The organism is Pseudarthrobacter sp. NPDC058196, assembly GCF_042882685.1.
GTDB lineage: Bacteria > Actinomycetota > Actinomycetes > Actinomycetales > Micrococcaceae > Arthrobacter.
Genome location: NZ_JBHVVN010000006.1, coordinates 103,536 through 114,984, shown reverse-complemented (window position 1 = coordinate 114,984; position 11,449 = coordinate 103,536). Strand labels below are relative to the sequence as shown.

Below are 11,449 nucleotides of genomic sequence, written 5' to 3'. Positions count from 1 at the left end.
CTCATGTTCGAAGAAGTTTTCGATTAGCATTATGGGGTGCCTAAAGCCGTAGCTGAAGAAACCTCTGCCCCCGCCACCTCCTTCGCCGCCGCCCCCGCTGCCGTCCCGCAGCGGCCGGACCTCTCCAGGCTCATCGTGAAGGGCGCGCGGGAGCACAACCTGCGCAACGTGGACCTCGACCTTCCCCGTGACGCCATGATCGTCTTCACCGGCCTCTCCGGATCCGGGAAATCGTCCCTGGCGTTCGACACCATCTTTGCCGAAGGCCAGCGTCGCTACGTCGAATCGCTGTCCGCCTACGCGCGCCAGTTCCTGGGCCAGGTGGACAAACCCGACGTCGACTTCATCGAAGGGCTGTCTCCGGCGGTCTCCATCGACCAGAAGTCCACCAGCAAGAACCCGCGGTCCACCGTGGGCACCATCACCGAAATCTACGACTACATGCGCCTGCTGTGGGCACGTGTCGGCAGGCCGCACTGCCCCGTGTGCGGTGAGCCGGTATCCAAGCAGACCCCGCAGCAGATTGTCGACCAGCTCCTTGAACTCGCGGACGGCACCCGCTTCCAGGTCCTGGCGCCCGTGGTGCGCGGCCGCAAGGGCGAGTTCGTTGACCTCTTCAAGGAGCTCAGCGCCAAGGGCTACTCCCGGGCCCGGGTGGACGGCAACCTGGTCCAGCTGAGTGATCCGCCCAAGCTGGGCAAGCAGTTCAAGCACACCATCGAGGTGGTGGTGGACCGCCTGGTGGTCAAGGAAGGCATCAGCCAGCGGCTCACAGACTCCATCGAGACAGCCCTGGGCCTGGCGGAAGGCCGTGTCCTGGCCGAGTTCGTGGATCTTGACGCCGACGATCCCGGACGGATCCGGGCCTTCTCCGAAAACCTTGCCTGCCCCAACGAACACCCGCTGGCCATCGACGAGATCGAGCCCCGCTCGTTCTCCTTCAACAACCCCTTCGGTGCTTGCGCGGCCTGCAGCGGAATCGGTACCCGGCTCGAGGTGGACGAGGAACTCATCGTTCCCAACCCGGAACTCTCGCTGTCCGAAGGCGCCATCGCACCATGGTCCCTGGGAACCGCCACTACGGAATACTGGAACCGCCTCCTCGAAGGCCTCGCCAAGGAAGTGGGCTTCTCCATGGCCACCCCGTGGGAGAAGCTGGGCAAGGACGTCCGCCAGACCATCCTGCACGGCAAGGACCACAAGGTGGTGGTGCAGTACCGTAACCGGTTCGGCCGCGAACGCAAGTACAGCACCGGCTTCGAGGGTGCCATCCAGTACGTCCACCGCAAACATGGCGAGACCGATTCCGACTGGGCCCGCGACCGCTACGAAGAGTACATGCGCCAGGTCCCGTGCCCTTCCTGCAACGGCGCCCGCCTCAACCCGGCCTCCCTCTCGGTCCTCATCAACGGCAAGTCCATCGCCGAAGTCGCGGCCCTGCCCATGCGGGACTGTGCGGAGTTCCTGAACAACCTGGTCCTGACCGGGCGTGAAGCGCAGATCGCGCACCAGGTCCTCAAGGAGATCCAGGCGCGCCTCACCTTCCTGTTGGACGTGGGCCTCGAATACCTCAACCTTGAGCGCCCGTCAGCCACCCTCTCCGGCGGCGAAGCGCAACGCATCAGGCTCGCCACCCAGATCGGCTCCGGCCTGGTGGGTGTCCTCTATGTCCTGGACGAGCCCTCCATCGGCCTGCACCAGCGCGACAACCGCCGGCTCATCGAGACCCTCACCCGGCTCCGCGACATGGGAAACACCCTCATCGTCGTCGAACATGATGAGGACACCATCCATGTGGCTGACTGGATCGTGGACATCGGACCCGGCGCAGGTGAACACGGCGGCCAGGTGGTCCACTCCGGAACCTACAAGGAGCTGCTGGAAAACAAGGAATCGCTGACCGGCGACTACCTGTCCGGCCGGAAGGCCATTGCGGTGCCCAAGAAGCGCCGGAAATACGACAAGAAGCGCGAAATCAAAGTGGTGGGCGCCCGGGAGAACAATCTCGTGAACGTCGACGCCGCGTTCCCGCTGGGCCTCTTTACCGCGGTGACCGGCGTGAGCGGTTCCGGAAAGTCAACGCTCGTCAACGAAATCCTCTACAAGGTGCTCGCCAACAAGCTCAACGGTGCCAAGCAGGTGGCAGGCCGGCACAAGGCTGTTCAGGGCCTCGAACACCTGGACAAGGTGGTCCACGTGGACCAGAGCCCCATCGGCCGCACCCCGCGTTCCAACCCGGCGACGTACACGGGAGTTTTCGACAACATCCGCAAGCTCTTCGCGGAGACCACCGAAGCCAAGGTTCGCGGCTACCTCCCGGGCCGGTTCTCCTTCAACGTCAAGGGCGGCCGCTGCGAGGCCTGCTCGGGTGACGGCACGCTGAAGATCGAGATGAACTTCCTGCCGGACGTGTACGTCCCCTGCGAGGTGTGCCACGGTGCCCGCTACAACCGGGAGACGCTGGAAGTCCACTACAAGGGCAAGACCATCGCTGACGTCCTCAACATGCCCATCGAGGAAGGTGCCGAGTTCTTCGCGGCGTTCTCGCCCATCGCACGTCACCTGAACACCCTGGTAGACGTCGGGCTGGGCTACGTGCGGCTGGGCCAGCCCGCCACCACGTTGTCCGGCGGTGAGGCGCAGCGCGTCAAGCTCGCGGCTGAACTGCAGAAGCGATCCAACGGGCGCAGCATCTACGTCCTGGACGAGCCCACCACGGGGCTGCACTTCGAGGACATCCGCAAGCTTCTGATGGTCCTTCAGGGGCTCGTGGACAAGGGCAACACGGTGATCACCATCGAGCACAACCTCGACGTCATCAAGAGCGCGGACTGGCTGGTGGACCTCGGGCCCGACGGCGGTTCGGGCGGCGGCCAGATCGTCGCAGCGGGAACTCCCGAGCAGGTAGCCAAGTCCAGCACCAGCCACACGGGAAAGTTCCTGGCCGAAATACTGGGCTGACCAGCAGCGGAATCCCTTCGGAAATATTCCCGCACGGGAATGCGAGTTTCAGGCACTCGCGCTGTCGTGAGAAACTAACCCGGTGACTTCAACAACAGTGCCCGTGATCTTTGACCTGGACGGCACTCTTGTCGACCCGGCCGGTGGAATAACAGAGGGCATTGCATCGGCCCTCCGCGGTCTGGGGCTCCCTGTTCCCGCCCAGGACCTGCTGGATGCGATGATCGGCCCCAAACTGAGCGACTCACTGCTCAACGTGGCCAAGGTACCGGCGGACCGCCTCGAAGAGGTGGTCCGCCGGTACCGCGAACACTACGTGTCCACCGGAATCGCGCAGAGCCGGCTGTATCCGGGAATCCGCGAAATCCTCGAATCCTTCGCAGCGGCGGGACGGCCCGTTGCCGTTGCCACCCAGAAGCCGCAGCGCCTGGCCCGCACGGTACTGGCGCACCACGGCATCGACGGCTTCTTCCACGGCATCCACGGCTCCGCCGACGACGAAGCTGCGGTGGACGGCGTTCCGCTTGGCAAGACCCAGATTATTGCCGCCGCCCTGCGGAACCTGGAGACCCAACATGCCATCATGGTGGGGGACCGGGCCCAGGACGTTTCCGGGGCGATCGCCAACGGCCTGGACTGCATCGGCGTGGTCTGGGGATTCGCCCCTGACGGCGAACTTGAAGAGGCGGGGTCTGTCGCCGTCGTCAGCACGGGTGCGGAACTGGTCACGGTCATCGACCGGCTCCAAGCCATCCACACGGCGGCCATGAGCGGGGTGAGCAACGATGGAAATGTTTGATGCCGTCCGCTGGACCACGCGGAACCTGATCTCCGGCACCTGCCGGCCCACCGTCGTCGGCCTGGAAAATGTTCCCTCCGACGGTCCCTTCATCGTGGCCCCCAACCACCTGTCATTTTTTGACAGTGTGATTGTGCAGGCGCTGATGCCCCGCCCGGTCGCGTTCTTCGCCAAAGCCGAGTACTTCACCACCGGAGGCGTCAAGGGCAGGGTCATGAAGGCCTTCTTCGAATCTGTGGGCTCCATCCCGGTGGAGCGGGGCGAACAGGCGGCCAGCGTCCAGGCGCTCAAGACACTCCTGGACATCCTTGAGTCCGGCCGCGGCATCGGAATCTACCCCGAGGGCACCCGCTCCCGTGACGGCATCCTGTACCGCGGACGCACCGGCGTCGGCTGGCTCGCGCTGACCACCGGGGCTCCGGTCATTCCGGTGGGCCTCATCGGGACCGAAAAGCTCCAGCGGGCAGGCGAGAAGGGTGTCAGGCCGCAGCATTTCACCATGAAGGTGGGGGAGCCGCTGTACTTCGACAAGACCGGCCCGGACCACTCCCTGCCCGCACGCAGGGAGGTCACGGACCGGATCATGGACGCGATCGCTGCCCTGAGCGGCCAGGAGCGTTCCACCAGCTACAACCAGAGCAAGTCCGCCGAGTAGCCGGGCTGGCACAGATGCCCGGCGCGCCTTAGTAGACTTGATAGGTGGCAAATCCAGCAAGTTACCGGCCCAAAACCGGTGAAATCCCCACCAACCCGGGCGTCTACCGGTTCCGTGACCCGCACGGCCGGGTCATTTACGTTGGAAAGGCGAAGAGCCTCCGGTCCCGCCTGAACTCGTACTTTGCCAACCCTGCGGGCCTGTTGCCGAAGACCTACGCCATGGTCCACGCCGCCAGCAGCGTCGAGTGGACCGTGGTGGGCAGCGAACTGGAATCGCTGCAGCTCGAGTACACCTGGATCAAGGAATTCAAGCCCCGGTTCAACGTCGTGTTCCGGGACGACAAGACCTACCCTTACCTCGCCGTCACCATGGGTGAAAAGTATCCCAGGGTGCAGGTCATGCGCGGGGACAAGCGGAAGGGGACCCGCTACTTCGGCCCCTACACCGCGGGCGCCATCCGCGAGACCATGGACACCCTGCTGCGCGTCTTCCCTGTGCGCAGCTGCAGTGCCGGCGTGTTCAAACGGGCCGAAGCCAGCGGCCGGCCGTGCCTGTTGGGCTACATCGACAAATGCTCCGCACCGTGCGTGGGCCGGATCTCGCCGGACGACCACAGGGCGCTGGCCGACGACTTCTGCGCCTTCATGGGGGGCGAGGCCAAACGGTTCATCAACAAGCTGGAAAAGCAGATGGCCGACGCCGTGGCGAAACTGGACTACGAGCACGCCGCGCGTCTTCGTGACGACATCGCAGCCCTCCGGAAAGTCTTTGAACGCAACGCCGTGGTGCTGTCCGAAGACACCGACGCCGACGTCTTCGCCCTGCACGAGGACGAGCTCGAAGCCGCCGTCCAGGTGTTCCATGTCCGGGGCGGCCGGATCCGCGGGCAGCGCGGCTGGGTGGTGGAAAAGGTGGAGGACTTCACCACCCCGGACCTCGTGGAGCACCTGCTCCAGCAGGTCTACGGCGAAGACGGCGAGACCCACGGCAGGCTGCCGCGCGAGGTCCTGGTACCTGTCGCGCCCAGCAATGCGGAGGACGTCGCCACCTGGCTTGGCGGCATCCGCGGGGCCAAAGTGGACATCCGCGTCCCGCAGCGCGGAGACAAGGCAGCGCTGATGTCCACCGTGCGCGAAAATGCCGAGCACGCGCTCAAGCTCCACAAAACCCGGCGTGCCGGTGACATCACCGTCAGGTCCCAGGCGCTCCAGGAACTGCAGGAAGCCCTTGACCTGCCCGTGCCACTGCTCCGGATCGAATGCTTCGACGTTTCCCACGTCCAGGGAACCAACGTGGTGGCCTCCATGGTGGTGGTGGAAGACGGCCTGCCCAAGAAGTCCGATTACCGCAAGTTCTCCATCACCGGACCTGCCGCCTCCGACGACACCGCGGCCATGCATGACGTCCTCACCCGGCGTTTCCGCCATTACCTGCAGGACAAGTCCGCACAGGTGGATGAGTCCCTCCTTGCCGGGGATGGCAAGGACCTTGTCGCCGGGGACGCAGTACTGGACACCACCACGCCGGCGCCCAAGGCCAAGTTCGCCTATCCGCCGAACCTGGTGGTGGTGGACGGCGGCCAGCCGCAGGTGAACGCGGCAGCGCGCGCACTGGCAGACCTGGGCATCGATGACGTCTACGTGGTGGGCCTGGCCAAACGGCTGGAAGAAGTATGGCTGCCGGACAGCGATTTTCCGGTGATCCTGCCCCGAACTTCCCAGGGCCTGTACCTGCTGCAGAGGATCCGTGACGAGGCCCACCGCTTCGCCATCACCTTTCACCGGCAAAAGCGCGGCAAAGCCATGACCGTCTCTGCACTCGACGCCGTCCCGGGCCTGGGCACGTCCAAGCGGAAGGCCCTCCTGGCTCACTTCGGCTCGGTCAAGGGGGTCAAGGCCGCTACCGTGGAAGAGCTCTCCGAGGCCAAGGGGATCGGACCTGCCCTGGCCGGCGCCATCGTGAACCACTTCACTGCCGAGGCCGTGTCCGTCCCGGCGATCAACATGGCCACCGGCGAAATCATTGAAACTTAGCTAGGGTAAGTGACGGGGCGGCGCCACTGCGGCCGCCCTTGGTTCAACAACGAAACGGGGCGGACTTCATGGCAGACACGACGGCGGGATCCGAAGACGGGCAGGACGGGCTGGAGACAGTCAAGCCGCTCGAAGCGGAGCTGCTGGTGGTCACCGGAATGTCCGGCGCCGGGCGGAGCACCGCCGCCGACGCGTTGGAGGACCACGGCTGGTATGTCGTGGAGAACCTGCCGCCGCAGATGCTTGGCACCCTGGCCGAACTCGTCTCGCACGCTCCCCAGTCCATTCCCCGGCTCGCGGTGGTCATCGACGTCCGCAGCAAGGGACTCTTCGCCGATATCCGCGCGGCGCTGGGTGCCCTTGCCGCCAGCGGGGTGACCTTCCGGGTCCTGTTCCTCGACGCCAGCGACAACGTACTGGTCCGCCGCTTCGAACAGGGCCGCCGCCCCCATCCGCTCCAGGCCGGCGGACGCATCCTCGACGGCATCGCCGCGGAACGCGAGCTGCTGCAGGAACTGCGCGACAGCTCCGACGTCGTGCTGGATACCTCCAATTACAACGTCCACGGACTCGCCACGGCCATTACCGAACTGTTCAGCGAAACCGGTCCCGTGGCCCTGCGGCTGAATGTCATGAGCTTCGGCTTCAAGTACGGCCTGCCGGTGGACGCAAACTACGTGGCCGACGTGCGGTTCATCCCCAACCCGCACTGGGTGCCCCAGCTGCGCCCCCTGACCGGGCTGGACAAGGACGTCAGCGACTACGTGCTTGAAGCGGAAGGGGTCAAGAACTTCGTGGATCGCTACGTCCTTGCGCTGGAGCCCGTGCTGGAGGGATACCGGCGGGAAAACAAGCACTACGCCACCATCGCCGTCGGCTGCACCGGCGGCAAGCACCGCTCCGTCGCGGTCGCCGTCGAGCTCTCCAAGAAACTCGCCCAGTACCCGCGTGTCACTGTGACCACCGCGCACCGGGATCTGGGCCGCGAATAATGGCCCTTTTCACCGGCGCCTTGCCCCTGGTGCCACCGGCCGGCGGAACCTCGCCCGGCCAGGACAAGGGGCCCAATGTTGTGGCACTGGGCGGCGGACACGGCCTCGCAGCCTCCCTGTCGGCCCTGCGCCTGCTCACCTCCGAGCTCACCGCGATCGTCACCGTGGCGGACGACGGCGGCTCTTCCGGGCGCCTGCGCGAGGAGTACGGCGTGCTCCCGCCCGGCGACCTCCGCATGGCCCTGTCCGCACTCTGCGACGACACCGACTGGGGCCGTACCTGGCGCGACGTCATGCAGCACCGCTTCCGCGCCGGAAAAGGCCCGGGCGGCTCCCTCGACGAACACGCCATGGGCAACCTCCTGATCGTCACCCTCTGGGAACTCCTGGGCGACGCCGTCGCCGGACTTAAGTGGGCCGGTGCGCTGCTGGGCGCCCGTGGCCAGGTGCTGCCCATGTCCACAGTCCCCCTCACGATCGAAGGCGACGTCCGCGTCACCACCCCCGGCGGCGGAACGGGGCTGCAGACCATCCACGGCCAGGCGCGCTGCGCCGTTGCCGGGTCGCTCGAAGAAGTTCGGCTGCTGCCGAAATCGGCGCCTGCCTGCACGGAGGCCCTGACGGCGATCGAACTGGCGGACTGGGTGGTCCTGGGTCCAGGCTCCTGGTACACCTCCGTCCTGCCGCATCTGCTGCTGCCCGAGATGCGCCAGGCGCTGTGCAGCACGCCGGCCAAGCGCTGCCTGACCATGAACCTTGCCACCGATACCAAGGAAACGTCGGGCATGAGTGCCGCCGACCATCTCCACGTCCTCCGGCGCTACGCCCCGGAGTTCAGCGTTGACGTCGTCCTCGCCGATCCCGCCTCAGTCCCTGACCGGCAGGAGTTCGAGAAGGCCGCCGCCATGATCGGAGCGGAGGTGGTCTTGGGTAAAGTAGGGGCGTCGGGACGCCGCCCGGTCCACGAGCCACTGCGGCTGGCGACGGCGTACCAGGACATTTTTGGGAACAGTTAGGAAGGTGCCATGGCACTGACAGCATCAGTCAAAGAAGAACTGTCCCGTCTGGACATCAAGAAGTCATCAGTGCGCAAGGCGGAAGTCTCCGCCATGCTCCGGTTCGCCGGGGGACTGCACATCATTTCCGGCCGGATTGTCATCGAAGCGGAAGTGGACCTGGCGTCCACGGCGCGCCGGCTCCGCGCCGCCATCGCCGAGGTCTACGGACACCAGAGCGAAATCATCGTGGTCTCGGCCGGCGGACTGCGTCGCGCCAGCCGCTACGTGGTCCGTGTAGTCCGCGACGGCGAAGCACTGGCCAGGCAGACCGGCCTCCTGGACGGCCGGGGTCGCCCCGTGCGGGGGCTGCCGTCCGCCGTCGTCAACGGCTCGGCGGCCGACGCCGAAGCCGTATGGCGCGGGGCGTTCCTGGCCCACGGCTCACTGACGGAACCCGGACGGTCCTCCTCGCTGGAGGTCACCTGCCCCGGGCCCGAATCCGCCCTCGCCCTGGTCGGGGCGGCCCGGCGCCTGGACATCCAGGCCAAGGCGCGCGAGGTCAGGGGAGTGGACCGCGTGGTCATCCGCGACGGCGACACCATCGCCGCGCTGCTGACCCGCATGGGCGCCCACGACGCCCTGATGGTCTGGGAAGAACGCCGCATGCGCAAGGAAGTCCGTGCCACGGCCAACCGGCTCGCCAACTTCGACGACGCCAACCTGCGACGTTCCGCGCAGGCCGCAGTAGCGGCAGGCGCCCGGGTGGACCGGGCCCTGGAGATCCTGGGCGACGACGTTCCGGACCACCTGAAATACGCCGGGGAACTGCGGGTGGCGCACAAACAGGCCAGCCTGGACGAACTGGGCCGGCTTGCCGACCCCGTAATGACCAAGGACGCGATTGCCGGCCGGATCCGCAGGCTCCTGGCCATGGCGGACAAACGCGCCCTTGACCTGGGCATTCCCGGAACGGACGCCAATGTGACGCCGGAAATGCTGGACGAGTAAGCGCCCCATAGAATCAAAAAGATTCCGGGCGCCAGACGCCCGGATGCACAATCCGAGAGTCACCAACCGGACCGCGTGTCCACGATATTGGAGGATTTTGTGACTGAGTACGTATTGCCCGAACTCAAGTACGACTACGCCGCCCTTGAGCCGCACATCTCTGCGCGGATCATGGAGCTGCACCACAGCAAGCACCACGCAGCCTATGTCACCGGCGCCAACAACGCACTGGCACAGCTTGCCGAAGCACGGGAAAAGGGCGACTTCGCCAACATCAACCGTCTCTCCAAGGACCTCGCGTTCCACACCGGCGGCCACATCAACCACTCGGTCTTCTGGAACAACCTGTCCCCGGACGGCGGCGACAAGCCCGAGGGCGAGCTCGCAGCTGCCATCGACGACGCTTTCGGCTCCTTCGACGCGTTCCGCGCCCAGTTCAGCGCCGCAGCACTGGGCCTGCAGGGCTCGGGGTGGGGCTTCCTGGCCTACGAACCCATCGGTGGAAACCTGGTCATCGAACAGCTGTACGACCAGCAGGGGAACGTTGCCCTGGGCACCACGCCGCTGCTGATGCTGGACATGTGGGAGCACGCTTTCTACCTGGACTACGTCAACGTCAAGGCCGACTACGTCAAGGCATTCTGGAACATCGTCAACTGGGCCGACGTCGCCCAGCGCTTCGAAGCTGCGCGCTCCAACGCCACGGGACTCATCACCCTCCCGTAGTGAGCTGCGTTATACATCGATGTAACAAACTTCACATTCTGACTTAAACCGGCCGGGATGTGGACGGTCCGCCCCCGCACTTGCGGGGGCGGACCCAGTTAAACGTAAGATAGGTCACGGAAGGCGGTTAGCCTTCAGCAATGAGGCTGGTCGCCCTCCGTGTAAATCATCTCTGCCCAATGGCGTGCGGGATCTGTTAGTTGGCTTGAACGCCCGCTCAACTAGTAGTGCTTCTCAAAGCACCAAGGAGACTGTAAAAGTGACGACCCGTATTGGTATCAACGGCTTCGGCCGCATTGGCCGCAACTACTTCCGCGCAGCACTTGCACAAGGCGCGGACCTGGAGATCGTTGCAGTCAACGACCTCACCAGCCCCGAAGCCCTGGCCCACCTGTTCAAGTACGACTCTGTCGGCGGGCGCCTGAAGGAGACCATCGAGGTCAAGGACGGCAACATCGTCGTCAACGGCAACGTCGTCAAGGTCCTGGCGGAACGCGATCCCGCCAAGCTTCCCTGGGGCGAACTGGGCGTGGACATCGTGATCGAATCCACCGGGTTCTTCACCAAGGCAGCAGACGCGCAGAAGCACATCGATGCGGGCGCCAAGAAGGTACTGATCTCCGCTCCGGCCTCGGACGAGGACATCACCATCGTGATGGGCGTCAACGACAACCTCTACGACAACGCCACGCACAACATCATTTCCAACGCCTCCTGCACCACCAACTGCCTCGGCCCGCTGGCCAAGGTGGTCAACGACGAATTCGGCATCGAGCGTGGACTCATGACCACCGTGCACGCCTACACCGCGGACCAGAACCTGCAGGACGGCCCGCACAAGGACCTGCGCCGCGCACGTGCTGCGGCCATCAACATGGTTCCCACCTCCACCGGCGCCGCCAAGGCAATCGGCCTTGTCCTGCCTGAACTCAAGGGCAAGCTGGACGGTTACGCCATCCGCGTCCCCGTGCCCACCGGCTCCGCCACCGACCTCACCGTCACCGTCTCCCGCGAGACCACCGTGGAAGAAGTCAACGCCGCCCTCAAGCGCGCCTCGGAGTCCGAGGAACTGCAGGGCTTCCTGACGTACACGGACGAGCCCATCGTCTCCTCCGACATCGTTGGCGACCCGGCGTCGTCCATCTTCGACGCCGGCCTGACCAAGGTCATCGGCAACCAGGTCAAGGTTGTTTCCTGGTATGACAACGAGTGGGGCTACTCAAACCGCCTCGTCGACCTCACGGAGCTCGTGGCATCCAAGCTGGGCTAGGGTT

9 protein-coding genes are annotated in these 11,449 nt (G+C 65.3%); all 9 read left to right on the top strand.

The window, feature by feature from the left end; translation table 11 throughout:
* Positions 1 to 36 precede the first annotated feature (36 nt).
* The 9 genes from uvrA to gap all read left to right on the top strand — a co-directional run bounded on the left by uvrA (position 37) and on the right by gap (position 11,445).
* Positions 37 to 2,961, top strand: a complete 2,925-nt coding sequence (uvrA, locus tag ACFVVC_RS10195) for an excinuclease ABC subunit UvrA (protein ID WP_387452203.1) — start codon at positions 37 to 39, stop codon at positions 2,959 to 2,961.
* Positions 2,962 to 3,043: 82 nt separating this feature from the next.
* On the top strand, positions 3,044 to 3,760 hold the full coding sequence (locus ACFVVC_RS10190) for an HAD hydrolase-like protein (RefSeq protein ID WP_387452200.1): 717 nt from the start codon (positions 3,044 to 3,046) through the stop codon (positions 3,758 to 3,760).
* Positions 3,747 to 4,415 carry a lysophospholipid acyltransferase family protein gene (locus ACFVVC_RS10185; RefSeq protein ID WP_387452197.1) on the top strand — a complete coding sequence of 223 codons (669 nt, stop codon included), beginning with the start codon at positions 3,747 to 3,749 and terminating at the stop codon, positions 4,413 to 4,415. The genes ACFVVC_RS10190 and ACFVVC_RS10185 overlap by 14 nt, the downstream gene beginning before the upstream one ends.
* A 44-nt stretch (positions 4,416 to 4,459) precedes the next feature.
* Entirely contained in the window at positions 4,460 to 6,451 is a 1,992-nt protein-coding gene (gene uvrC / locus ACFVVC_RS10180; protein ID WP_387452194.1) for an excinuclease ABC subunit UvrC, read from the top strand.
* 68 nt (positions 6,452 to 6,519) lie between these two features.
* Positions 6,520 to 7,443, top strand: coding sequence for an RNase adapter RapZ (rapZ, locus tag ACFVVC_RS10175; protein WP_387452191.1), 924 nt, complete (start codon positions 6,520 to 6,522; stop codon positions 7,441 to 7,443).
* Positions 7,443 to 8,459: a uridine diphosphate-N-acetylglucosamine-binding protein YvcK gene (gene yvcK / locus ACFVVC_RS10170; protein ID WP_387452188.1), complete on the top strand. Its 1,017-nt coding sequence runs from the start codon at positions 7,443 to 7,445 to the stop codon at positions 8,457 to 8,459. Before rapZ ends, yvcK begins: the two co-directional genes overlap by 1 nt.
* 9 nt (positions 8,460 to 8,468) lie before the next feature.
* On the top strand, positions 8,469 to 9,449 hold the full coding sequence (whiA, locus tag ACFVVC_RS10165) for a DNA-binding protein WhiA (RefSeq protein WP_015937022.1): 981 nt from the start codon (positions 8,469 to 8,471) through the stop codon (positions 9,447 to 9,449).
* Between the two features lie 99 nt (positions 9,450 to 9,548).
* A complete protein-coding gene (locus ACFVVC_RS10160) occupies positions 9,549 to 10,175 on the top strand; it encodes a superoxide dismutase (RefSeq protein WP_387452184.1) in 627 nt (208 codons plus the stop codon).
* Between the two features lie 259 nt (positions 10,176 to 10,434).
* Positions 10,435 to 11,445: a type I glyceraldehyde-3-phosphate dehydrogenase gene (gap, locus tag ACFVVC_RS10155; protein WP_285243102.1), complete on the top strand. Its 1,011-nt coding sequence runs from the start codon at positions 10,435 to 10,437 to the stop codon at positions 11,443 to 11,445.
* The last annotated feature ends 4 nt before the right edge of the window (positions 11,446 to 11,449 follow it).